Source organism: Rhodococcus sp. 077-4, from assembly GCF_047782425.1.
Lineage (GTDB): Bacteria > Actinomycetota > Actinomycetes > Mycobacteriales > Mycobacteriaceae > Rhodococcoides.
The window spans coordinates 764471-787091 of sequence record NZ_JAJPWC010000003.1 but is presented as its reverse complement, the minus strand read 5'-3'; the positions used below and the strand labels follow the sequence as shown (position 1 = coordinate 787091).

21 protein-coding genes and 1 tRNA gene are annotated in these 22621 nt (G+C 64.3%); 4 read left to right on the top strand and 18 right to left on the bottom strand.

The genetic code is table 11. The features are described 5' to 3' along the window. Nucleotides 1-23 precede the first annotated feature (23 nt). Entirely contained in the window at nucleotides 24-1859 is a 1836-nt protein-coding gene (locus ACNEOT_RS20205) for an acyl-CoA dehydrogenase (protein ID WP_415976275.1), read from the bottom strand. A 79-nt stretch (nucleotides 1860-1938) separates the two neighbouring features. Next, nucleotides 1939-2562 carry a class I SAM-dependent methyltransferase gene (locus tag ACNEOT_RS20200; RefSeq protein WP_415976274.1) on the bottom strand — a complete coding sequence of 208 codons (624 nt, stop codon included), beginning with the start codon at nucleotides 2560-2562 and terminating at the stop codon, nucleotides 1939-1941. Nucleotides 2563-2759: 197 nt separating this feature from the next. On the opposite strand from ACNEOT_RS20200, the gene ACNEOT_RS20195 reads away from it, so the two are divergent. Beyond that, nucleotides 2760-3194 carry a MarR family winged helix-turn-helix transcriptional regulator gene (locus tag ACNEOT_RS20195; RefSeq protein WP_415976272.1) on the top strand — a complete coding sequence of 145 codons (435 nt, stop codon included), beginning with the start codon at nucleotides 2760-2762 and terminating at the stop codon, nucleotides 3192-3194. 6 nt (nucleotides 3195-3200) lie between these two features. Here ACNEOT_RS20195 and ACNEOT_RS20190 read toward each other — a convergent pair whose 3' ends face one another. The 5 genes from ACNEOT_RS20190 to ACNEOT_RS20170 form a co-directional block, all read right to left on the bottom strand. Then, the gene (locus tag ACNEOT_RS20190) at nucleotides 3201-3362 is read right to left on the bottom strand and encodes a hypothetical protein (RefSeq protein WP_415976271.1); all 162 of its coding nucleotides are present in this window, start codon (nucleotides 3360-3362) and stop codon (nucleotides 3201-3203) included. 182 nt (nucleotides 3363-3544) lie between these two features. Continuing rightward, a complete protein-coding gene (locus ACNEOT_RS20185; protein WP_415976270.1) occupies nucleotides 3545-4207 on the bottom strand; it encodes a TIGR04282 family arsenosugar biosynthesis glycosyltransferase in 663 nt (220 codons plus the stop codon). Further along, complete coding sequence (locus ACNEOT_RS20180) at nucleotides 4204-4857, bottom strand: glycosyltransferase family 2 protein (RefSeq protein ID WP_415976268.1); 654 nt, start codon at nucleotides 4855-4857, stop codon at nucleotides 4204-4206. The genes ACNEOT_RS20185 and ACNEOT_RS20180 overlap by 4 nt, the downstream gene beginning before the upstream one ends. Then, the gene (locus tag ACNEOT_RS20175; RefSeq protein ID WP_415976267.1) at nucleotides 4850-5908 is read right to left on the bottom strand and encodes an NAD-dependent epimerase/dehydratase family protein; all 1059 of its coding nucleotides are present in this window, start codon (nucleotides 5906-5908) and stop codon (nucleotides 4850-4852) included. Before ACNEOT_RS20175 ends, ACNEOT_RS20180 begins: the two co-directional genes overlap by 8 nt. After that, nucleotides 5905-6702: an S-methyl-5'-thioadenosine phosphorylase gene (locus ACNEOT_RS20170; RefSeq protein WP_415976266.1), complete on the bottom strand. Its 798-nt coding sequence runs from the start codon at nucleotides 6700-6702 to the stop codon at nucleotides 5905-5907. The genes ACNEOT_RS20175 and ACNEOT_RS20170 overlap by 4 nt, the downstream gene beginning before the upstream one ends. A 79-nt stretch (nucleotides 6703-6781) precedes the next feature. Between ACNEOT_RS20170 and ACNEOT_RS20165 the strand changes: the two genes are divergently transcribed. Then, nucleotides 6782-8098 (top strand): hypothetical protein, encoded by a 1317-nt coding sequence (locus ACNEOT_RS20165; protein ID WP_415976378.1) that lies wholly within the window; start codon nucleotides 6782-6784, stop codon nucleotides 8096-8098. Here ACNEOT_RS20165 and ACNEOT_RS20160 read toward each other — a convergent pair. The 5 genes from ACNEOT_RS20160 to ACNEOT_RS20140 all read right to left on the bottom strand — a co-directional run bounded on the left by ACNEOT_RS20160 (nucleotide 8085) and on the right by ACNEOT_RS20140 (nucleotide 13528). Continuing rightward, on the bottom strand, nucleotides 8085-8750 hold the full coding sequence (locus ACNEOT_RS20160; protein ID WP_415976265.1) for a methyltransferase domain-containing protein: 666 nt from the start codon (nucleotides 8748-8750) through the stop codon (nucleotides 8085-8087). The two genes, ACNEOT_RS20165 and ACNEOT_RS20160, sit on opposite strands and share 14 nt — an antisense overlap. Beyond that, nucleotides 8747-9217 (bottom strand): hypothetical protein, encoded by a 471-nt coding sequence (locus ACNEOT_RS20155; protein ID WP_415976263.1) that lies wholly within the window; start codon nucleotides 9215-9217, stop codon nucleotides 8747-8749. The genes ACNEOT_RS20160 and ACNEOT_RS20155 overlap by 4 nt, the downstream gene beginning before the upstream one ends. A 91-nt stretch (nucleotides 9218-9308) precedes the next feature. Further along, nucleotides 9309-9998 carry a hypothetical protein gene (locus ACNEOT_RS20150; RefSeq protein ID WP_415976262.1) on the bottom strand — a complete coding sequence of 230 codons (690 nt, stop codon included), beginning with the start codon at nucleotides 9996-9998 and terminating at the stop codon, nucleotides 9309-9311. Between the two features lie 186 nt (nucleotides 9999-10184). After that, nucleotides 10185-11771, bottom strand: coding sequence for a GMC family oxidoreductase (locus ACNEOT_RS20145; protein WP_415976261.1), 1587 nt, complete (start codon nucleotides 11769-11771; stop codon nucleotides 10185-10187). Between the two features lie 32 nt (nucleotides 11772-11803). Further along, nucleotides 11804-13528: an aldehyde dehydrogenase family protein gene (locus ACNEOT_RS20140; RefSeq protein ID WP_415976377.1), complete on the bottom strand. Its 1725-nt coding sequence runs from the start codon at nucleotides 13526-13528 to the stop codon at nucleotides 11804-11806. Nucleotides 13529-13718: 190 nt separating this feature from the next. Here ACNEOT_RS20140 and ACNEOT_RS20135 point away from each other — a divergent pair, with 190 nt between their 5' ends. After that, entirely contained in the window at nucleotides 13719-14906 is a 1188-nt protein-coding gene (locus ACNEOT_RS20135; RefSeq protein ID WP_415976260.1) for a PucR family transcriptional regulator, read from the top strand. Between the two features lie 4 nt (nucleotides 14907-14910). Here ACNEOT_RS20135 and ACNEOT_RS20130 read toward each other — a convergent pair whose 3' ends face one another. The 6 genes from ACNEOT_RS20130 to ACNEOT_RS20105 all read right to left on the bottom strand — a co-directional run bounded on the left by ACNEOT_RS20130 (nucleotide 14911) and on the right by ACNEOT_RS20105 (nucleotide 21789). After that, the gene (locus ACNEOT_RS20130) at nucleotides 14911-15867 is read right to left on the bottom strand and encodes an esterase/lipase family protein (protein WP_415976259.1); all 957 of its coding nucleotides are present in this window, start codon (nucleotides 15865-15867) and stop codon (nucleotides 14911-14913) included. A 154-nt stretch (nucleotides 15868-16021) separates the two neighbouring features. Further along, nucleotides 16022-16855, bottom strand: coding sequence for a glycoside hydrolase family 16 protein (locus tag ACNEOT_RS20125; RefSeq protein WP_415976257.1), 834 nt, complete (start codon nucleotides 16853-16855; stop codon nucleotides 16022-16024). Nucleotides 16856-16944: 89 nt separating this feature from the next. Further along, nucleotides 16945-17018: transfer RNA gene (locus ACNEOT_RS20120), tRNA-Gly, on the bottom strand. A gap of 20 nt (nucleotides 17019-17038) precedes the next feature. Further along, the gene (locus tag ACNEOT_RS20115) at nucleotides 17039-18832 is read right to left on the bottom strand and encodes a putative bifunctional diguanylate cyclase/phosphodiesterase (protein ID WP_415976255.1); all 1794 of its coding nucleotides are present in this window, start codon (nucleotides 18830-18832) and stop codon (nucleotides 17039-17041) included. 117 nt (nucleotides 18833-18949) lie between these two features. Then, nucleotides 18950-21079 (bottom strand): Rv1355c family protein, encoded by a 2130-nt coding sequence (locus ACNEOT_RS20110; RefSeq protein ID WP_415976253.1) that lies wholly within the window; start codon nucleotides 21077-21079, stop codon nucleotides 18950-18952. Beyond that, nucleotides 21076-21789 (bottom strand): hypothetical protein, encoded by a 714-nt coding sequence (locus ACNEOT_RS20105; RefSeq protein ID WP_415976251.1) that lies wholly within the window; start codon nucleotides 21787-21789, stop codon nucleotides 21076-21078. The genes ACNEOT_RS20110 and ACNEOT_RS20105 overlap by 4 nt, the downstream gene beginning before the upstream one ends. A gap of 140 nt (nucleotides 21790-21929) precedes the next feature. On the opposite strand from ACNEOT_RS20105, the gene dcd reads away from it, so the two are divergent. Beyond that, on the top strand, nucleotides 21930-22508 hold the full coding sequence (dcd, locus tag ACNEOT_RS20100) for a dCTP deaminase (RefSeq protein WP_415976249.1): 579 nt from the start codon (nucleotides 21930-21932) through the stop codon (nucleotides 22506-22508). Nucleotides 22509-22621: the final 113 nt, after the last annotated feature.

Genomic DNA, 22621 nt, shown 5'->3' with positions numbered 1-22621 from the left:
CGGCCGCTGGTGATGTCAGGGAATCAGAATGCTGCTTCGTCGAGTTCCATGATGTCGTTGTCGATGTTGGTGAGGATTGCTCGGGTGGAGGTGAGCTGCGGGAGGATGTTCTTGGCGAAGAACGAGGCCACGGCGATCTTGCCCTCGTAGAACGCCTTGTCCTTGCCCTCTGCGCCGTTGTCGAGTGCGGCGATGGCGATTTCGGACTGACGCAGCAGCAGCCAGCCGATGAGCAGGTCGCCGAAGCCCATCAGGAATCGCACCGATGCCAGGCCGACCTTGTACAGCTCGGTGGGCTGGTCCTGTGCGCCCATGAGGTGCTGGGTCATCGAGGTGACGATGGCCTGCACGTCTTCGAGTGCGGTGGCGAGCAGTGCGCGCTCGGCCTTGAGGCGGCCGTTGCCTGCTTCGCTGTCGATGAACGACTTGATCTGTCCGGCAACGTGAGCGAGTGCTACGCCGCGGTCGCGGGCGATCTTGCGGAAGAAGAAGTCCTGTGCCTGGATGGCGGTGGTTCCCTCGTACAGCGAGTCGATCTTGGCGTCGCGGATGTACTGCTCGAGGGGGTAGTCCTGCAGGAATCCGGAGCCGCCGAGGGTCTGCAGGGATTCTGCGAGTACCTGGTAGGCGATTTCGGAGCCGACACCCTTGACGATGGGCAGCAGGAGGTCGTTGACGCGGTATGCGATGTCGGCGTCTGCGTCCGAGACCTGCTTTGCGGTGATCGGGTCCTGGTGTGCGGCGGTGTAGAGGTACACCGCGCGCAGGCCCTCCGAGTACGCCTTCTGCAGCATGAGGCTGCGGCGAACGTCGGGGTGGTGGGTGATGGTGACGCGGGGAGCTGTCTTGTCGGTCATCTGCGTCAGGTCTGCGCCCTGGACGCGCTCCTTGGCGTACTCGAGTGCGTTGAGGTAGCCGGTGGAGAGGGTTCCGATTGCCTTGGTGCCGACCATCATTCGAGCGTGCTCGATGACGTCGAACATCTGCGCGATGCCCTTGTGGACCTCGCCGACGAGCCAGCCCTTGGCCGGGACGCCGTGGCCACCGAAGGTGAGCTCACAGGTGGCGGAGGCCTTGAGGCCCATCTTGTGCTCGACGCCGGTGACGAATGCACCGTTGCGCTCGCCCAGTTCACCCTTCTCGAAGTCGAAGAGGACGGACGGTACGAAGAACAGGCTCAGGCCCTTGGTGCCCGGTCCGGCACCTTCGGGACGAGCGAGCACGAGGTGGAAGATGTTCTCGAACAGGTCGTCGGAGACGGCCGAGGTGATGAAGCGCTTGACGCCCTCGATGTGCCAGGATCCGTCGTCCTGCTTGATCGCCTTGGTGCGGCCTGCGCCGACGTCGGATCCGGCGTCGGGCTCGGTGAGGACCATCGTGGCACCCCACTGGCGCTCGACGATGACCTTCGCCCATTCCTTCTGCTCGTCGGTTCCGTTGTGGTATAGGATGTTTGCGAAACCGGGGCCTGCGGAGTACATGAACGCGGCCGGCTGTGAACCGAGGAGCATCTCGTTGATGCCCCAGAGGAGGTTGCGCGGGGCTGCCATGCCGCCGATTTCCTCGTCGAGGCCCACGCGCCACCACTCACCGCTGTAGAGCGCCTTGAACGACTTCTTGAAGGAGTCGGGCAGCTTGAGGCTGTGAGTTTCGGGATCGAAAACGGGCGGGTTGCGGTCCGCGTCCGCGAAGGACTCGGCGAGCGGTCCCTCGGCCAGGCGCACGACCTCGCGCAGCATGTCGCGGGCGACCTCGCCGTCCATGTCGCCGAAGTTGTCGCCTTCGAGTGTCTCGTCGAGTCCGAAAAGCTCGAAGAGGTTGAACTCGAGGTCCCGAAGGTTGCTCTTGTAATGGCCCATTGCTCGTTCGCTCTCCAGTCGGTGGTGCGGTCTCGTGAGTACCGCCCAAGTTAGCTACTCGTCGGTAACTTAAGGGATATTACCCCCGATCCGGTTCGCTGCCAAGGGCGGACCTACTCGCCAGTAGCAGTGCATCGACGGCTGTGCCGCCGCTCACGTCTCGATGGCGGTTCTCGGCGGTGAGGACCGTCAGTCGATGGCCTATGTCCGACGCCAAATCCTCAGGTGTATAGAGGATTTCGGGCTCCTGTGGACCGCCGACTCCGGACTCGATGTTCGCGGAGTGGTGTCCCAGAATCATGAGGATTCCATCAGGTTTCAGCGCCGAAACTGCCGCGGTGATTGCCGCGCGACGCGCATCCGGGGGTAAGTGGAGGTAGAACATGAGAACCAGGTCATAGTTCGGCTCCGTTGACAATTGCGTCACATCGGCATGGACCCAGGTCAGGCGCTCGCGCACCGACCGGGGTGCGGAGGAGGCAACACGACTCGCCGCGGTCAGCGCAACCGAGGAGAAATCGACGGCGTCGACGGTCCAGCCGCGGGTGGCCAGCCAGATGGCGTTTCGTCCCTGGCCGCACGCAAGATCAAGTGCCCGACCATGTTTCGAGGTCGTCACGACTTCGACCAGCGTTGCGTTCGGTGCCTCGCCGTACACGAGTTCCCGGCCTTCGTATTTGCGATCCCAGTCTGCGGCGTCCACCCGCGAAAGCGTAGTGGGGGTTCCTACGACGTCGTGCGCAGAGGTGCTGACCGAGGGCGGCGTTGTGTGCGGCGGAGACTTCGCCGACGCCGTCGACGATCGGTGCACACGACGATCGGTGCAAACGTTGTACCTCGAGCTGTCCGCTGTTTCGTGGAAATCGGGCGAATGCACCTCGGTGTCGTAATCTGGACAGTGTGAGTGATCTACCCGATTCCCAGCTGGCGAGGGATTTGTCCGTCAGTGCGATGCGATTGAATCGGAGGCTGCGTCTGCGGCACTCGAGCGACAGATTGCCTGTTGCTCAACTGTCGATTCTGACGACGCTGCTGCGCGAGGGTTCGATGACGACGGGAGAGTTGGCCGCCCGGGAGCGCATCAAGCCACCGTCGGTGTCCAGGTCTTCACATGCGCTGGAGGAATCGGGTCTGCTGAGCCGAGTGCCGCACCCGACGGACGGCAGACAGGTGGTTCTGCGATTGACGGACGCCGGAACGGCCATCGCGCGCGACGAGGTTGCAGCTCGCGAGATTGCGCTCGCGGAGCAATTGGACGGGTTGTCCTCACAGCAGCGGGAGACATTGGCCGCTGCTGCGAGCATTCTGACCCAGATCGTCGAACGGGTCGATTGAACGCCGTCAGTTCTCGTGGTGCAGTTCCCGATCGAGACTGTCGACATTCCACTCCAGAGTCGATCCCAATTCCTCGGAATCACCCCGGTGCGCGACGCGACCGAGGACTGTGGCGACAACTGTCGCGCACACCATCCACACGGCGACGCCAATCAACAACCCGGTCATGACACACTTTGTAGCACCTGTGTCTGTGAAATCGCCGTGAAACGGTGGATCGGCTTTGTTGCGATTCGATATTGGTCCCTATCGGTCCGGCAATTCGGACAACTCGAAGCTGCTTGTTCCACAACAGCTGTGGAGATTCCGCAATCGCCGCAGGGATCCGGTAACAGACCGTGGGGAACGGACTAAATGCGCTGTTCTTTTCGGTTCTTTTCTACGGCTGTACGAAATCGGCTCATCGGTGAACACAATTGCGATACCGGTTGCAGGTCGGATTCGAAATCGACGTCTCGTAGTCGGGTCAGCATCGTGACCGATGCCCCTGCGGCGGTCAATGCAGCGAGCGTGTCGACGCCGGTCGACGGAGTGGACATGGGGACGTCGAGCAATGCCCGTGCCAGGCCGGGGTTGCGCAGACCCAGCGCCCACCAACCTCCGTCCTCGGCAAATCCGAGCACGTCGCTGCTTCGGAGTTTCGCGGCCGCGTCGGTCAACAGTGTCGCCGTGACCTGAGGGGTGTCCATGCCGATCTGCAGCACGGCTCCGGTGGTCGCCGCGTCGGCATGAGCGTTCGCCAGTCGCTCGCCCAACGCGTCGCCGCGCTGTGCGATCACCGTGAACGACGCCAGAGCTCGGGTCAGTTCGTCGGCGCGGGCTGCGGCTGCGAGGGTGCCGGTGAGGGCGACGACGCGCCGATCGACGTCGGCGCCCGACACTGCATCGAGGGTGTCCAACAACGATGCCGCGGCGAGTTCGGCCGCCGCTGCATCACCGATCGTGGCGGCGAGGCGCGTCTTGGCCAGCCCGGGGACAGGGGCTTTGGCGACGATCAGCGCGGTGACGATCACGAGAGCACCTTCCAGAAATCTCGCACGGCAACGATCGTCCCTTTCACCGAGCCCGAGACCTTGGACGTACCGGCCGTCCGCGGTCGGTAGACGACGTCCTTTTCGACGACGGTCCATCCTGCTTCGGCCGCCAGTACGAGCAGCTGCAGTGGGTAGCCCGAGCGGCGGTCGGTGACGTCCAGATCGAGCAGTGCCTGACGGCGGACCGCGCGGATGGCTCCGAGGTCGTGTACCGGGAGCTTGTATTTCGTTCGGAGTCGCAGTGACAGAACGGCATTGCCGATCCGGGCGTGCAGTGGAGAGCTCCCCTTCACCGGTCGTCGGCGGCCGACGGCGAGGTCCGCGTGCTCGAGGGCTGCCACGAGTGCAGGCAGATCACGCGGATCCATCGAGCCGTCCCCGTCGAGAACGCAGACGACGTCGGTGTCGGCCGCGAGAACCCCTGCGTGGACGGCCGCACCGTAGCCGGGCACCGATTCGGCTACGACCGTGGCTCCGTGGGTCGCAGCCACAGCGGCGGTACCGTCGGTCGAGTTGTTGTCCACCACGATCGTCCGGTAGCCCGCAGGGATGGAATTCAGCACTGCAGGAAGTGATTCGGCCTCGTTCATGCAGGGGATCACCACGGTGACCGATGGCGGTTCAGACACGGGGCGGTCCCGTGCCCTCGGCGTCGCGCAACGGGGCGTCGGCGAATGCGGTGAGACCGTCCCTCGGCATGATCTTCGCGCGGAATCCCAATGTCTGTTCGGCCAGTCGGGAACTCGCGACGATGTGCCGTACGTCGCCCGCTCGGTAGCGTCCCGTGATCTCGGGCGTGGGGCCACCGCTCGCGTCGGCGAGGATGGTGGCGACCTCACCGATGGTGATGGGCTGTCCCGAGCAGACGTTGAGGGCGGTGAAGCCGTCCAACTCTGCGTCGATCGAGGCGATGTTGGCGGCCGCAACGTCGTGCACGTGTACGAAATCGCGGGCCTGCTTGCCGTCCTCGTACACCGTGGGAGCCTGTCCCAGTTCGAGAGACGATCGGAACATCGCTGCCACACCGGAATACGGTGTGTTCCGCGGCATGTGGGGACCGTAGACGTTGTGATAGCGCAGTGCGATCACCGATCCGCCCGTGGAAACGGCCCATGCGGAGGCGTAGTTCTCCTGTGCCAGTTTGCTCGCTGCGTAGATGCTCCTGGGTTCCAGCGTCGAATCTTCCTCCACCAGAAGCCAATCGAGAGGCTCGCCGGACCTGGGGTCGCGGTTGTCGAACAACCCCGCGTCGAGGTCGGCGCGAGTGCGGGGCCGGGGAACGACGGTCTCGCCGGACGAATTGAGATACCGGCCCTCGCCGTAGACCACCATCGACGAGGCGAGAACCAAGCGGGAGCAGCCCGCCTCGTACATCGCGGCGAGCAGAACCGCAGTCCCGTAGTCGTTGTGACTGGCGTAGGCCGGAGCATCTGCGGCATCGACGCCTGCTCCGACGACTGCCGCTTGGTGACACACGACATCGACCCCGCGCAATGCGTCGACGAGCGAGTCCTTGTCTCGCACATCGAGATCGATGATCCCGTCCGCTCGGGCCCCTGGGCCGTGCGCCGATTCCAGCATGGCGTCGACGGCAACGACCTCGTGGCCGGAGTTGCGGGCCGCGTCCAGAATGTGGCCGCCGATGAATCCGGCTGCGCCGGTGAGCAGTATCCGCGTCATGGCAGCTCGATCGGCAGGGTGAGCCCGGTGTGCACACGACACGTGGGGCAGTCGCCGGTGGGAGCGTCGGAGATGGCCGAGCGCACCAGTGCTTTGAGTGGCTCGATGTTCTTCTGGAATTCGGCGAACACATCGACCGCCTTGACGCCCTGACCGGACTCGATGCCTGCGTCGAGGTCGGTCACGAGAGCTATCGGTGCGTAGCAGAGTTCCAGCTCGCGAGCGAGAACTGCTTCGGGGTGGCCGGTCATGTTCACCAGTGTCCAGCCCTGCCGGGCGAACCACTGACTTTCGGCGCGAGTGGAGAACCTCGGGCCTTCGACGACGACCATGACTCCGCCGTCGACAGCGGAGTCCTGGACCGCGGACTTCCGCAATGCGGGGCAGTACGGGTCTGCGAACTCGACGTGAATCCCACCCTCGTCGAAGTAGGTCTGTGTACGTCCCGAGGTTCGATCGACGAGTTGATCGGGAATCACGACGGTGCCGGGGCCGTACTCGGACACCAGGGATCCGACCGCGCACGGGGCGAACACTCGACTGACCCCGAGCATCCGCAGCGCCCACATGTTGGCGCGATACGGCAGCGTGTGCGGGGAGTACTCGTGGTTCCGGCCGTGTCTGGGGAGGAACGCGACCCGCCGACCTTCCACCTCACCCAACGTGATCGGGGCACTCGGAGCGCCGTAGGGAGTGTCGAGCACTATCTCCTGGGCGTCGTCGGAAAAGAACGAGTAGAAGCCGCTGCCGCCGATGACGGCGATCTCGGCCCGTCCTTTCGCGTCGTTGTTCATCTGCTCATCCTCCATCACCGCGGGTCGATATGCTGGTCCGCAGTCGTGTTCGTCGTGAAAGTCCGCAGGGAGAAACACTATCCGTTACTGGAGAGAAGCCGTCGCCGCCGCGTCGGCCGTCGTGCTGGTCGTGGTCGCGTTCGTCGTTCCGTACCTCGGCAACGAACTCGTCACGCCCATCATCAACAAGACCGCGCAGCAGGTGCGCGACTTCGCCGATGCGGCACCGTTGTTCGGCTTCCGTGAGTTCCACGTGGGGTGGGGAACTCCCGTTGCGGTCCTGATCGCCTTCGCGACCGTCCTGTGGGGGCCTACGGTGGCGCGCCGACTGTCGTGGTCGCGGCTGTTGCTCGTCGTGTGGGGTTCCGCGGCGGCCTGGACGATGTCGTTGGCGATGGTCGACGGTTGGGAGCGCGGCTTCGTGAACCGGCTGGCTTCGACGGACGAGTACCTGTACGAGGTCCCCGGCGTCACCGACATCCCCGGCACACTGCGCGGGTTCTCCGAGCGCATCCTGGATTACCAGGCCGATTCGTGGACCACGCATGTCTCAGGTCATCCGCCCGGCGCATTGCTGACATTCGTCTGGCTCGACCGCCTCGGTCTCGGGGGCGGAGCCTGGGCGGCAACGCTGTGTGTGCTGGTCGGTACGAGTGCGGCTGTGGCGGTGGTGCTCACGCTGCGCGTTCTGGGTGACGAGGACATGGCCAGGCGCGCAGCGCCGTTCGTGGCCGTCGCTCCCGCGGCGATCTGGATCGCCGTCTCGGCCGATGCGTTCTATGCGGGCGTGGCCGCGTGGGGTATCGCATTGCTGGCGATGTCCACGAAGCGCTGGCTGTGGCCCGCGTCCATCGGTGCGGGAGTGCTGCTCGGGTTCGGCATCTATCTCAACTACGGGCTGGTGCTGATGGGCCTGCCCGCTGTAGCGGTACTGATCGCAGGCCGGAAAATTCTGCCGTTCGTCGGCGCGGTGATCGGTGCACTGGCAGTTGCGGGAATCTTCACCGCGTACGGATTCTGGTGGTACGACGGCTATGTGCTGGTGCAAGAGCGTTACTACCAGGGCATCGCGACCGACCGCCCGTTCGAGTACTGGGGCTGGGCGAACTTCGCGGCGTTGTTCTGCGCGCTCGGTGTCGCTGTGCCCGCAGCATTTCCGCGCATCCTCACCCGGATCGAGCCGATCAACCTGCTGGTGATCGGCGGCGTGGCGGCCGTGGTGATGGCCGACCTGAGTCAACTGAGCAAAGCCGAGACCGAACGAATCTGGTTGCCCTTCGCGATGTGGATGCTGATCGCGCCCGCTGTGCTGCCGATCCGGACGCATCGCGTCTGGTTGGCGCTTCAGGTGACCGGGGCGTTGGCGATCAATCATCTACTGTTCACGAATTGGTGAGCGTGGCCGGCGTCATCTGAGCAAACCAGCGCCCGTCGATCGGAGCCACGTCGACCACCCGGAGGCCGGCCGCACCGGCGAGATCTGCGGTGGCGTCGGCGCTGACGCTGGACCAGGCGAACCAGTCGCCGACCATGGTCTCGGTTTCCCACCGAACGGTGCGGTGACGAATTCCCTTGTCGCTGGGCGCATCCACTTCCGCGATGACGGCTCCGTGCGGTGCCAGCAGGTCTGCCGCTCGGCGGAGCAGTCGCACTGGATCGCCGCCGATGCCGATGTTCCCGTCCGCGAGCAGAACACACGACCAGTTGCCGGTATCGGGGAGCGGCTCGAAGAGGTCGCGCAGAACTGCGTTGCCGCCGCGACCGATGGTCAGATCCACAGCTGCTCGGGAGGTGTCGACACCGAGGGCCGAGACTCCACGGCGGGCGAGCGCTTCGGTGAGACGGCCGGGCCCACAGCCCAGATCGAGGGTGGGGCCGGTACATCGGCTGAGCATGGCGTGATCCGCGCGACGATCCTCCGCCGACGAGGCGGTGCCACCCATCCAGCGGGCCGTGGGGAGCTTCGCTCTGCTGCCGTCGGAATCGCCTATCCAGCAGGGTAGTCCGGCTGCTGCGCGGTGAAAGAGTGTGTCGGCGGTGACGCTCATGCTCGGCCCCGTACGGAGATCGATCGAATGACGTAAGCGGCTGCGCTCACGGTGAACAACGCTGCGGTCAACACGAGCCAGCGTCCGAGGAAGGGGTCTTGTGTCAACCCTGTTGCGGCTCGGTAGGACTCCGCACCCTGGGAGAGTATCCCGGGGAAGAACATGACAAACGTCAGCGCGGTTCCGAGCGCGGGAACTCGGATGTAGTTCACCGGCGACAGCGCCCATGGTCGATCCGCCAGCTGGCTGATCAGTCGGTCGGCGAGGGAGTAGAGCGGGTACAGCACCGCATCGTGCAGCAAGACCGAACCGAAGAACCACACGATGATGGACTGCCACCACACATCGTGGTTCCAGAGTGTCTTCGGACCCGCGATCGAAACGACGTACCCGACCAGTGCGAACGAAAGCAGCAAACCGACTGCATGCAGCGGGTGTCCGCCGTACATCTTCGTGAACGCTCTCATCTGTGGGCTCCTGATCGTCCGATGCAAACGCCCGTGCGCGGGAGCCGCCGTAATTTTACGGCGAACTCCCGCGCACGGGCTCAGGAAACTGTTATGCGGAGGTCTTGACCGTGATGGTCGCAACGCCCACGAGCAGGCCCGGGGTGACAGCGTCGGTCTTGAACGTGTCGTTGAGCAGTCCGGCAGCGGTCTCCGAGATCTTCACCTGGGTGCCCTGCAGAATTGCGGTGTTGTCGGGTCCGGTGGCCAGCGGCTGCAGGGTGCGGCCGTCGAGGTCGAACAACACTGCGTCTGCGGCTGCTTCTGCGCCGTTGACCGAGACGTCACCGGTGAGAAGCGAAGTGCCCGGGTCGATGTCGAAGTTGGTGAGCTCGACGACGGTATCGCCTGCGGTCAGCGACAGGCCGCTGCCGTCGTGGTTGATCTCACCCTGGACGTAGGGGTCGACCGTGCCGGGCTCCCAGTACTTGACGTCTCCGCCGGTGATGGGGAAGCGGATGGAACCGTCTGCCAGAGTGGCGGTTCCGACGACGCCGGGGGTGAGACCCAGGGTGGTCAGCGCGCCCAGGAAGCCGGGGTCGAGTGCAACCGCGGTGTCCACGCCGTTGCTGAGGTCGGCGACCTCGGCTGCGGGCTCGGGTGTGCTCTCCATTGCTTCTGCTGCGGAGGAGGTGGCCGAATCGACCGTGCTGGATGCTTCCTCGCTGGAGCATGCGGCGAGCGGAACGATGGTCAGTGCACCGATTGCGGTGGCGGCCAGAGCTTTACGAACAGTGAACATGTCGGTCTACCTTCCGTGCTCGTCTCTCGAGCGTTGTTGGTCATTCGGCGCTGCTTGCCGATCGGATGGGTGAGCATCTCGATCCCCCGGTTGGCGGCTGACGACCTACTACCCGACAATTCGGACGGGCAAACCACAGGTGAGCAGAAATTCGACTCTGGCTACGAAGTTCTGCTCACCTGGAAATCAACGCAGAATCAAGTCCGCGGCGCGTTCGCCGATCACCACCGACGGCGCGTGGGTGTGCCCGCGAATGATGCTGGGCATGATCGACGCGTCGGCGACGCGAAGGCGGTCGACGCCCCGCACCCGCAGTTCGGAATCGACGACGCTGTCGGCGTCGTTGCCCATACGGGCGGTGCCGACGGGGTGATACAGAGTGTGGGCGTTCTGTTCGAGGGCTTCGGTGAGCATGTCCGCCGGGGAGATGTTCGACGCCACCCTGGGCCGGACGATGTCGCCCAGCTCGCCCTTCATGGATGGGGTTTCGGAGATTGCAACGCAGGCCCGTAGCCCTTCGATCATGGCGCGGCGGTCGAGTCCGCCGGGGTCGCTGAGGTAGCGCGGCTGCACAATGGGCTTGGCCATGGGGTCGGCCGAGCGGAGGGTGATCTCGCCTCGGCTCTCGGGTTTGACGAGTACCGCGCCGATGACGGCGGCGTGCGAATCCTGGCCGACGAGTCCCTCGTCGAAGAACGGTGCCGGTCCGAAGATGAGTTCGACGTCGGGCAGGGCAAGATCTTCTCGGCTCTTGATGAATCCGTACGCTTCGGCGACGTTGGAGGTCAGCATGCCGCGTCGGCGCGTGAGGTAGTTGACCAACTCGGGGATCTTCTCGGCGTGGAAGAGGGAGTCTCTTTCGGTCTTCCAGCCGATGAGGGCGGCCAGGTGGTCGAGGAGATTCTGCCCAACGCCGGGCGCATGGTGTTGGACGGCGATGCCGTGGGATTTGAGCTGTTCCTGGTCGCCGATGCCCGAGAGCATCAGCAGCTGCGGAGTGTTGATGGCTCCGCCGGACAGGATCACTTCTTTGCTCGCACGCACGGTGTGTACAGAGCCACCGGAGGTATATTCGACCCCCACCGCGGCGCTGCCCTCGAAGAGCACACGGGTGGCATGTGCCTCGGTCAGTATGGTGAGGTTCTTGCGCTTCTTCGCCGGTCGCAGGTAAGCATCCGCGGTGCTCCACCGTGCGCCGCGCTTCTGGTTGACCATCGTGCGGGTGAAGCCCTTGGGCTCGGGCAGGTTGGCGGTTTCCAGCGGATAGCCTGCTTCTTCGACGGCGTCGAGGAACGAGGACGTCAGGTCGCGGGGGCTGCGCTGGTGAGAGACGATGAGTGGGCCGTCGGTTCCCGCGTCGAGTGCTGTTGTGCCCTCGATGTTCTCGATCTTGCGGAAGTACCCGACGAGGTTTCGGAACGACCACGAGTCGTCGGACGCCGACGCCCACTCGTCGTAGTCGGCAGCGAACCCGCGCACCCACATCATGGCGTTCATCGACGACGAGCCGCCGAGCATCTTGCCGCGCGGCCAGTAGATGCTGCGGTCGCGCAGTTCCGGCTGCGGTTCGGTGAGGTAATCCCAATCCACCTCGCTGCGAAAGAGTTTGGAGAATGCAGCGGGAATGTGGGCGAACTTGTTCTTGTCCTCGGGGCCGGCTTCGAGCAGGATCACCTCGTTGCGAGGGTCTGCGCTGAGGCGATTGGCCACCACCGCGCCTGCCGAACCTGCACCCACCACGATGTAGTCGGCGGTTTTGCCCTGTGAGCTCATGATCGTCCTATCGGTCGTCGTCGACGTGGGTGTCAGCCGCGCAGGGCGGAAGCGAAGATTGCCGGGAGTTTCGACCAGGACGGCGCACCTGCGAATGCGGTGAGCAACTTGCCGGTCGATGCTGCGGTCTTGTTGGTGACGAACCACGGCGGCTTGGGGGAGATGGAGAGTTCACCGTTGACGAGCGAACGTGACAGCGGCCGGAAGGGCCCGCGCACCACGGTTCGCTCGGCCCCGTCGATCAGTAGAGCGTTGTGCACGATGCCGATTCCGCTCTGCACGTCGTCGACTGTGTGGCCGGGGAATGCTCCCCAGGTGGCGGCTGCGGTGAGGAATCCGAGGGCCGTCCAGGCGTTGACGGCGATGGTGCCGTAGCGCAGGTCGGCCAGCATCGTGTCGAACTTCTCCCCGAGTCCCTTGATGGTGCTCGGAGTGCCGATGATGTTGATGCCGAGCGTGCCGGTGAAGTCCTCGTTTGCCGCCTGAACCGCTTTGGCGGCGAATGCTGCTCCGCTGTAAGGCAATTCGATCACGCCCATGACCGGCGCGAAGTACTCGGTCTGCAGCAGCGGTGCGTACTCGCCGGGGTTCAGATCGGTGATGAGAACGCGGCCGCCGCGTTCGCCGAGTCGTTCGGCGGACGGGTAGGTGGCGGTGGCGTCGGATACTCGCTTGTCGCTGCCGGGGTAGTAGGGCGCTCGGGACGGTGCGCGGTCGAGGGCGGCGCGCAGGGCTGCGACGAACTCGTCACGCTGCTTCCATTCCGAGGACAGCACGACGACCTGTGACGCGACACAGTTGTACCCACTGTTGTGCAGGCGTTGGGTGGCGATGTGTTCGGCTTGGAATTCGATGTCGGCACGGCTCCACTCGCCGGGCAGAACGATCGTGGGCGAGACACCACCGAGTTCGCTGGAGATTTCCTTGGTGAGGATCGGGTCGTTGGCGGCCTTGCGGGCCGCTCCGTCGGTGCCCGGCCCGAACACGATCGCGTCGTGCGTGATGGAGCTACCGGTCATGTGGACGTGGTCGACGGACAAGTGCCGGACCAGGTAGGTGCCCACGTCGGCTCCTCCGGTGAGCAACCGCAGCGCACCGATGTCGACGAGCGGTGCGAGCACCTTCTCGAAGACCGGCAGCAGTGGGTCCATGATGGGGTTGAGTTTGAGTGCGACCACCCGGTTGAACGCGATCAGCTCGTACAGTGCGTCCAGCGGTGCGATCGAGGTGATGTTGCCTGCGCCGAGTACCACTCCGATTCCGGCGGTGCGGGTGGGATCGAGCTGGGCCAGGCCCGCGGTCCGCTGTGCGGTGGCACGGTCGATTCCGGGCTTCAGCCACACCTCGGCGCTGAATCCGTTGAGCAGCAGACGCTCGAAGATGTTGAGAGGCAGCACGGATACTGTCGTGCGTCCGCCCGGTGCCGTCCCGAATTTCGCATCCGCCAGCGGGCTGTTGTCGGCCTCGAGTGCGGCAAGCGTGTGCGCGACGGTGCCCAGTCCGTTAAGGAACGAGTAGGGACCGGACAGCCATTCCTCTCCGAGGAGGCTGGACGAGGCGTCGAGGCCTTTGATCGACGCGGCCGCCGTCACCCATTCCTGGGCGTGTGCGGTGGTCAGCGCATGGGTGCGTTCGAGGAGGGCCCTTCGCTCGGCCAGGGTGAGTCGTCCCCAGTTCTTCTCGCCCAGGGCCAGATCGGCGAGCGCGGAGTCGACTGCCTCATGTGGGCTCGGATCCGTCGTCGGTACGGGCTGCAGGTGTGGGGAAACATCGCTGGTCAACTTCTCGGCTCCACTCGTCGTACGGGTACACGGCTGGTCAGTGTGATTGTCGTCGCACTCGGGCGTGGGAGGCTATGGGCCACGGCTCTCAATCGCGGGCGGCGGTTTGTGCCGCTGCACAAAATCGCTGTGGCATGGGTTACATCGGTGCCGCTAGAGTTCTGGCATGTCCGCGACCGAGTTCGACCTGCACCCGTCACCGACCGATCTGGCCGCGACCATGCTCGACGGCGTCGACGATCTGGCGACCGAGTTGGTACGGCGAATCCTGAGCGCGGAACACGCCTACCTCGAATCGACGTTGCTCACCACCGATCAGCTCTACGACGCATCGCGGAGCAATCTGGCGTCGATGCTGGGCAAGTTGTCCGGTCTGGCACCCATGCGGCTCGAGGCGGCTCGGGATGCGGGCCGGCTCAAGGCCGAGCAGGGAGTACCACTGGCAGCCCTACTGCACGCATTTCGCCTCGGCGGCAGGTTGGTATGGGACGAGCTGATGGAGCGCTCGGACGGCCGGGCGAGTCATGCTCTGCTCGACATGGCCGCTCAGGTCTGGGCGCTGGTGGACGTGTACTCCGACGAGGCTGCGGAGGCCTATCGAGAGAGCGCCGACATGCGCGCGCGTGAAAATGCCGAAGCTCGTGGACGTCTCATTCGCGTGCTGTTCGCCGATCACGCGGCGAATCCGACTGCGGCAGCGGATGCGTTGCGAACGTTCCGCATTCCCGACCACGGCTACTTCGCGGTGATCTCGCAGGAGCCGTTGACCGCAGCGGTGGGGATCGACGGGCTGATTGCCCGCCTGCGGACGGCGGGAGTCGAGTCGGTGTGGGATGCCGAGGTGGACGGCAGCATCGGGCTCATCTGTGCCGCAACGGAATCGGAGATCGATGGCGCGCTCGTCGCGATCGGTGCGCTGTGCCCTGGACGGGTTGGGGTGAGTTCGGTGTTCCGCTCCCCGTCGGGGATCGGTGACGCGGTGGGGCAGGCCCGGCTGGCGCGCTCGTGCACCTCGGCCGAGACCGCACCGTCGGCACCGGTGCGTTACGACTCCGTACCCGTGCCGATACTGCTGGTCCGCGATCCGAAATCGGGTCGTATCGCCTCTCGGCAGATACTCGGCAATCTGTTGGCATTGCCGCGGGCCGAACGGGAGAGCCTGTTGGCCACTCTGGACGCGTGGTTCTCGTGCGGTGGTTCCACCCGCGATGCCGCGGAATCGCTTCACTACCATCGCAATACAGTGTTGTATCGGCTGCGGCGAGTCGCCGAGCTCACCGGCCGCGACTTCCGCGATCCGATTCAGGCTGCAGAACTCTACGTCGGGCTCAGGGCTCACCAGCTGCTGACCTGACAGGTCAGTGGCTGGCGAGGACGACGTCGAGGATCCCGGCTCCGAGTGGTACCGGAACGCACGTCGGAGGCCGCGCGTTCGCCGGATCCAGAGCATTGAGAGCCAGTCGTAGCGCAGTCGGATCGTAGGTGAACGTGAAGTGCGCGACCTCGGTGTCCGGGCACACGTCCTGCACCACGATGTTGTGCGCACCCGGATCTCGGAGCAGTGCATTGGTGTACGGCTGAATCACCTCGTCGACCTCGGTCGCGATGGACGTGTACTCGACTCCAGGTACGGTGTCCCCGCCGGCATTGAGGCGGTCGAGAAAGTCCGATCCGGCCATCAACTGGGCCAGTCCCGGGCCGAATTCGTCCGCCAGCAACCCGGTTGCGCCGGGCACCGCCTGCACGACAGGTGCGACGCCGTACATGGTGCCGCCGTAGGTGGGTGACGCGATGCCGACCCATCGGTCGACGACGTATGCGCCGCCGAGCCTGTTGACGAAGTATCGGGCAACCGCGGCACCCTGCGAGTAGCCCACCAGGTCCACTCTGGCCGCGCCGGTTGCCTGGAGTATCGACACCGTCATCGACTTCAGCTGTGCCGCACTGTCTTCGATGACGCCGAAGCCGTTGGATTCACCGTCCGGCGACGTGCCGTAGTTGATGGCGAAGACGCAGAATCCGGCAGCTTTGAGGATCGGTGCGAAACCGGCCCAGTCCGAATACGCGGTGGCGTCCGTGCCGTGCACGAGCACGACCGGATTCGGGTGAGCGGCGGTGGGCCTGCAGCTCATGTCGTTTGCTCCAGGAGGGGCTGCGTCGCGGTTCGAGGCCGCATAGCGGATGGCGTCGGCGTGATCGGGTTGCTCGGGTGCGGCGGCGATCGGCATCACCGGCCCGGCGTGAGCCGGCGGTGCGAGCAGTAGTGCGGACGCGGCGACAACGAGGGTGATGAGGCTCCGCCGGGTTCCGCGCATGGCATGACGGTATTCCTGAACTTGTGAACTGTCCCTACGAAAAAGGACATGCGCTCATAAAAGTCACAGGAATTGTTCTCGTCGTGAAAGCGTGTCGGTTACGCACACGCGAGGCCCAGCCGTCATGGCTGGGCCTCGGGTGACCCGAAAGCGGTCAGATGGTGCTGACGCGAACCCAGTCGACGTTCATGGTCTGCGGATACGGCTGCGAAGTCGGTGTTTTGCCCACCCAGTCGTTGCCCACCGCAACGTTGAACAAGAGGTAGTGCGGCCATGCGCCCGAGAACGGGTTCCAGTTGCCGCCGATGCCCTCGTACTGGGCTTTGGTTCCGGTGAAACGCGCAATTCCGTCGACGTACCAGGTGATCTTGTCGGGCAGCCAATCGATTCGGTACGTGTGGTATCCGCTGGAGACAGGTCCGATTCCGCTGCCGCCTTTGATGTCCTGGTTGGGGTTGTTCTGGGCCGGTCCGTGGACATTGAAGGACGGGCCGTTGAGCCCCGGAATCTCGACGATGTCGATTTCGCCCTGTCGCGGCCAGGAGTATTCGTTGCCCGGTTCCATTCCCAGGGTCCAGAATGCGGGAAGGAGTCCTTGCGCGCTCGGCATCTTGATCGACGCCTCTATCCGCACCGGGGCCTTGGCGGTCTGCTTGTACATGCTGACCACGCGGGCGCTGGTGAAATTGTTCGGAGCAGGCTTCGCGTCCGGCGGATTCTCGCGTCGCGCGGTGATGTTCAGTGATCCGCCGGAGACGGCAACGTTCGACGCTGCCGAGGTGTAGTACTGCTGTTCTCCGGCCGCTGCTCCCCAGCGGCCGGTCTGAAATCCCCACTTCGTGGAATCGGGAGCCCCGTTGATGTTGAATTGGTCCTCCCACAGGACGGTGCCGGAGGCTTGGGTTCGGGCCGGTGCCGCGTGTGCGGGCACAGCAACGACGACTGCCGAGGCCATGAGCATGGCGCAGAATATCGAGGTAGTTTTCACGGACCGATCATGTCGGACTTCTCCGAATTGTGTGCACCCGTTGAGGATTCAATCAACTGTGGAGACGGTCTCGGAGGTGAAGCGGTGGGTGGAGCCGGTGACGGGAATCGAACCCGCCTCTCAACCTTGGGAAGGTCGCGTTCTACCAATGAACTACACCGGCGTGTGGTGCGGGTTCGAAGGTTACCAGGGCGATCGGATGTCGATTCGCACGCCGTGCAGCAGCGAGAGGGCGTCGTCTGCTGCAATCGGCTTCGAGAACAGATATCCCTGTGCACGGGTGCAGCCCAGTTCGATCAGAGTGTTCCTGGCGCTCTGTGTTTCGACGCCTTCGGCGATGATGTTCAGGCCGAAGGCCCTGGCGAGTCCGATGATGGATTGGACGATGGCGAGGTCGCCGGTGTCCTCGTTGCCCAGGTCGGTGACGAAGGCGCGGTCGATCTTGAGAGCGTCGACGGGTAGTTCCTTGAGGTGCGACAGGGAGCTGTATCCGGTGCCGAAATCGTCTATGGCCACCTGCACGCCGAGTTCTCGGAGTTTGCGGAGCGTCACTCTGGTACGCGAGAGGTCCTGCACCACCGCAACTTCGGTGATCTCGAGGCAGAGGTTCGGCCCGGCTATCGAGAACTCGGTGAGCGCTCTGGCGACGGTACCGACGAAGCCGTTGGTGACCAGCTGGACGGGGGATATGTTGACGCGCATTGCGATGTCGAGTCCGGGAATCCGGCGTTGCCAGTCGGCCAGCGTTCGGCAGGCGCAGTCGAGAACCCAGCGACCCAGTTCGCCTGCGAGGTTCGTCTCCTCTGCCACCGGGATGAAGGCGGACGGAGGCAGTAGTCCGCGGGTGGGGTGTTGCCACCGGACCAGTGCCTCGACTGCGGTGATGCGTCCGGTGACGAGGTCGACCTCGGGTTGGAAGTGCAGGGTCAGCGAGTCGCCTGCGATGGCGTCGCGTAGATGGATCTCGACGTCGTTGCGAAGCTCGGCTTCGGCGTGCATCTCTTCGGTGAACAGGGCGATGTCGTGGCCGCCTGCGCGCTTGGCCACCAGGGCGGCCTGATCTGCCTGCCGCAGAAGCGATTCGGCGGTGTGCACGCCCGGTGTGCCGAACGCGATACCGATGCTCGCGCTGCGGCTGATGCGTTCGACCCCGAGGGTGACGGGTGCGTTCATGGCATCGGCGATCACCTCGGCGTGGTGGATCGCAACGCGGGCCGAGCACGGCCCGGCGAGTACGACGACGAATTCGTCGCCGCCCAGTCGGGCGACGAGGCCGGCCGACTCACCGACGAAGCTCTGCAGCCGATCGGCGATGGTCTCGAGATATCGGTCGCCGGCGAGGTGACCGAGAAAGTCGTTGAGTGCTTTGAGTCGATCGAGGTCGATGTGCATCACTGCCACCGGGCCCGGCATCGACGGATCGAGTCGCTCGCGAAGGTGCTGCGCGAAGGCCGTGCGGTTCGGCAGCTTGGTCAAGTGGTCGTGCAGCGCCGAGAATCGCAGTTGCTCCTCGGCGACCACCCGGGCCTGCAGTTGGGAGAGCAACGCCGCGATTGCTTTGAGCGCGTTGAGTTCTGCTTCGGACCAGCTGCGGTCACCGACCTTGATGAACCCCAGAATGCCGGTGGTGCGGCCGGAATGCAGCAGCGGAACGACGGCCATCGAGGTCGCGGAGAATCCCGACCCCTGCTCGACGCGTCGGCGATAGTCCTCCTGGTCCGGATCCGGCCGAAACACTGCCGGTTCGGTCAGCGTTTCGGCCAGTCGGAACACCGAGTCGGCGTCGTCGAAATACACCACAGCCAGCGGATCCGGATCGGGCACGCTCAATCTCGGTGGCCATTCGGCGCTGAGTCTGGTGGCCCTGGCCTCGAAGTCGTTGTGCCTGAGGAAGCTGAAGTCGATTCCGAGATGATCCACGAGTTGCCGCAGAACGGAATCGTAGGCCTCGCGCACCGTCGCCGCATCGACTCCCATGAGTTCGGTTGCGACGCCGGTGACGAGGACCTCGAGCGTCCGGGTGCTGTCCAGGATCCCACTCCTGCCTCTCGTAGACGCAGCGCAGGACTGTTCCCCCTGGTCTTCGCCGGAACTCTACCCCGATACAGACGCTGAAACAGGAAGTCTGCGACTATGTATCGCGGTTTTCGGGGCGCAACTCAGCCGCAACACCAGTGCAACGGAGTCGGTGTTCACGAGCCCGAGTATCGCTCGAAACCTGAAATTCAACTGCTGCAAGGCTTCTGCGTGGTGAATCGACAGTTGTCGATGCTCCTCGACGGTCCGCGCGTACAGGAACGCGGGGGAAACCGGTTGCACCGCTATTCCGCGCAAATGTGCAGTTACCCATACGTTCTCCATTGCACATCCTCCTCGGATGTAATGTTCGGCGCTCGATTCGGGCATTACGACCACGGCAAGTGCCGAACTCGACAGCACCCGATCGCGCATATCGGTGCCCAGCGCCCCGCCGCCGTTCCATTCGTCCACGAGTGCCATGACGTCCGGTCGTTTGACGATCTCGAGTTTGGACAGGTCGGCGTCGTCGATTCCCAGAGTGGACACCTCGATCCCTCGATCGGGATCGAGATCTCCCGGCCAGCGCAACTCGGAGAACATGTCTCGGTGCAGGTGCGGTGTGAGATACCGGATTCGGTCGGCAGCGGCGAGGATATCCGCTACGTCGGCAATCGATTCGGGCGCCGTCAGCAGTACTGCCCGCCCACCTTCTGCGGCGGCAGCAGCGACGATGTCGGCGGCGACATCCGCGTCCAGCGGTGCGCCGGTGCCGAACTCCCGATTGGTGCACCGTTCGAGAACGCCGTCCAGCAGGCGTCGGTCGGCGACGGGTTGTGGGTCTGCGTCACCGAGCGTGATCTCGACTCCGCGCTCGGTGACGTCGATGCGGTCGAGCCTGCCCTGCGCGGTGGCCACGACTCGCGCGTTGAAGGCCGCCGCACCCACTGCCACATAGCTGCCGCGGAAGGCGACGTCGAGAGTGGAGGTTCGCGAACGATCCACGCCGATCTTCACGGTGCGTCCTTCTCGAGCCAGCGTCCACGGCTGACTGTTTCCGCCGGACGGAGCCCGGCGGGCCGCGTCGAGAATCAGTTCGTCGGGATCGATGGAATCGATTCGAGCACGGACAGCGGTATCGACCGGGGGCAGTTCTGCCCTCCGCGTCGGACGCGGTGGTGCGAGCGCGTCGAGATGGGTCTCGAGATCGATGCGGATTCGCCCGGACGGCAGGTGCGCTCCGGTGCCGAAGCGTCGAACAGCGGCGGCGATGGTGGCACCGCCGAGTTGAACGTCGCCGCCCAATTGCGGCCAGGTCTCTATCGTTTCGCTCACTTCCACCATGGAGGCGGCCATTCGGGCCGAGAGCAGCGAGGCGTCGAGCTGATCGAGCACGATCGGGATCTTGTCGCGGGTGCCGAGCCCCTGCAGGCTCGTCGAGTCGATGTCGCCGAGGACACCGTGGAACACCGGGCGCTCGGGTTCGAGGTCGAAGCGTTCGACGTCGAGCAGCCCACGGTCCGAGGTCTCCATCAGTACTGGGATGCCTCGTGCCCTGGCTGCCTCGCGGGCCCGAACCTTGACGTCGAGGGAGTCGCATTCTTCGACGAGTAGGTCGAGTCCGTCGAAGAACCCGTCGATGGTGTTCTCGGTGATTCCGTCTTCGGTGATTTCGACGCGTAGGTAGGGGTCGATTTCAGCAATGCGCCGGGCCGCGACGACTGCTTTGTTGACGCCGAGATCGAGGACGGACGCCGGAATTCTGTTGAGGTTGGACAGTTCTATCTCGTCGAAATCTGCGAGCCGAAGCGTTCCACAGATTCCTTCGAGTGCGAGGGTGTGGGCGATGGCGTGCCCGACGCTGAGACCGATGATTCCTATCGTGAGATTTCCCAAGGAATTCTGTTCCGCCAGAGTTATCTTGTTCCTGTTTCTGTCGAGCCTCAGGTGTCGAAACGAGTTCGGTCCGAGTAGTGCAACGACGGTTTTTCGCCACGGAAAATAAACCCATCTGTCGCTTTCGGTGAGAAGGCTCTGCTCAGGGCTGGGTAGCAGCGACCGCAGGCCTTCTCGCTGCGTCGCTCGCTCGTCGAGGAATGTCAGGGTTGGGTCGCGCCTGAGTTCTTCGAGTGCGTCGCGCTGTGTGGTGCAGGTCTCGTCGAATATCACAGGGGTCCAGCTGTGGTCGGGTGTCGTTCGATCGCTCATGATGCGACTGCTTCCGGGAGTTCGACGGCTGCGCGGCGGTGTGCGAGCAGGGTGACCGTGTTGTGCCGCATCCGTCGCCAGGTGGTCAGGTCGGCATCGAATGCGAGAGTTGTTCTGTCCCACCAGAACACTTCGGTTCGGTATCGCTCGTCGGGATAGGGGATGGGTTCGATCTGGGTGGCGACGACTGCGCCGGTGCCCAGCCATGCGGCGCGGACGTGGGAGGCGGCGGTGGCCAGCGCGTATCGGGCACCGAGCAGTGCCGTGCTGTAGGCGGGTGATTCCGCGATCATCGCCGTGACGGCGCGACCACGGGGTGCGTCGTGTGCGACCCACGCCGACTTGAGTTCGACGACTCCGTGTCCGATGCGGTCGTCGAGCATGGTGAGCACGTGGCGTCGGCCTTCGGGGTATTCGGCGAATTCGACGAGTGCGTGCGATTGCTCGACCGAGGAATACGGCCCTTGCGCCCGCACACCGCCGACCATTTGTCCGGATCGATCGAGTGCGGCGAAGAACAGTGCAGTGGTATTGCCGTCACGAATTTCCGACATTTCGAGCGCGGCGGCCACACCGTGGCGCTCATAGCTTTCCTCTGCGCCGTCGAGGAATTGTTCCCACAATGCCGGATGTCGTGCGGGAGTGGTGGCAAGAACGTGGCATTGGGATCGGTGATCGCGATATGAGGGGGCGTCGAACGGAAAGGTCATTTCACTCTTCCTGATAGGAGTTGCCCGAATGTGAAACGTGGTGCCGCTCGATTGTCCGGCTTTTCCTGTGCGGTGCTGTTCGTCGAGATCGGGGCTCGGGTGTGTCGCGAGGGAAGGTTCGGGGCAAGTAGCCTGCAGTGGTGCTGCTCTCCGACCGTGATATCCGTGCCGAAGTGACCTTGGGAAACCTGGCGATCGAACCGTTCGACCCGTCGATGGTCCAGCCGTCGAGTGTCGACGTACGCCTCGACAAGCTTTTCCGGGTGTTCAACAACACCCGCTACACCCATATCGATCCGTCGCTGCAGCAGGACGAGTTGACGACGCTGGTCGAGCCGGCGGCCGGTGAGCCGTTCGTTCTCCATCCGGGTGAGTTCGTGCTCGGCTCCACGCTGGAACTGACGACGCTGCCGGATTACCTCGCGGGTCGGCTCGAAGGGAAGAGCTCACTCGGACGGTTGGGTCTGCTCACGCACTCGACGGCCGGCTTCATCGATCCGGGCTTCAGTGGCCACATCACGTTGGAGTTGTCCAACGTCGCCAACTTGCCGATCACCCTGTGGCCGGGCATGAAGATCGGCCAACTGTGCCTCTTCCGGTTGTCCTCGCCGTCCGAGAACCCCTACGGAAGCGCCGCCGTGGGATCGAAGTATCAGGGCCAGCGCGGGCCCACACCATCGAAGGCCTACCTGAATTTCGTCCGATCGAACGTCGAGTAAACGATCGCAAGGTTTGTTTTCGGCTACAAAACCTGGTGATACGACGGCTGTAGCGCTATTCTGGTGACCTCACGTGGGTTGGGGCCTACCAGAGCGAGGTTTCTAGTGTCCGC

Coding starts and splice junctions, on each gene's coding strand:
- ACNEOT_RS20205 (WP_415976275.1), bottom strand. CDS start 1,859: ATGGGCCATTACAAGAGCAACCTTCGGGACCTCGAGTTCAACCTCTTC.
- ACNEOT_RS20190 (WP_415976271.1), bottom strand. CDS start 3,362: ATGACCGGGTTGTTGATTGGCGTCGCCGTGTGGATGGTGTGCGCGACA.
- ACNEOT_RS20175 (WP_415976267.1), bottom strand. CDS start 5,908: ATGACGCGGATACTGCTCACCGGCGCAGCCGGATTCATCGGCGGCCAC.
- ACNEOT_RS20170 (WP_415976266.1), bottom strand. CDS start 6,702: ATGAACAACGACGCGAAAGGACGGGCCGAGATCGCCGTCATCGGCGGC.
- ACNEOT_RS20160 (WP_415976265.1), bottom strand. CDS start 8,750: ATGAGCGTCACCGCCGACACACTCTTTCACCGCGCAGCAGCCGGACTA.
- ACNEOT_RS20155 (WP_415976263.1), bottom strand. CDS start 9,217: ATGAGAGCGTTCACGAAGATGTACGGCGGACACCCGCTGCATGCAGTC.
- ACNEOT_RS20150 (WP_415976262.1), bottom strand. CDS start 9,998: ATGTTCACTGTTCGTAAAGCTCTGGCCGCCACCGCAATCGGTGCACTG.
- ACNEOT_RS20145 (WP_415976261.1), bottom strand. CDS start 11,771: ATGAGCTCACAGGGCAAAACCGCCGACTACATCGTGGTGGGTGCAGGT.
- ACNEOT_RS20135 (WP_415976260.1), top strand. CDS start 13,719: ATGTCCGCGACCGAGTTCGACCTGCACCCGTCACCGACCGATCTGGCC.
- ACNEOT_RS20130 (WP_415976259.1), bottom strand. CDS start 15,867: ATGCGCGGAACCCGGCGGAGCCTCATCACCCTCGTTGTCGCCGCGTCC.
- ACNEOT_RS20115 (WP_415976255.1), bottom strand. CDS start 18,832: ATGGGAGTCGATGCGGCGACGGTGCGCGAGGCCTACGATTCCGTTCTG.
- ACNEOT_RS20110 (WP_415976253.1), bottom strand. CDS start 21,079: ATGAGCGATCGAACGACACCCGACCACAGCTGGACCCCTGTGATATTC.
- ACNEOT_RS20105 (WP_415976251.1), bottom strand. CDS start 21,789: ATGACCTTTCCGTTCGACGCCCCCTCATATCGCGATCACCGATCCCAA.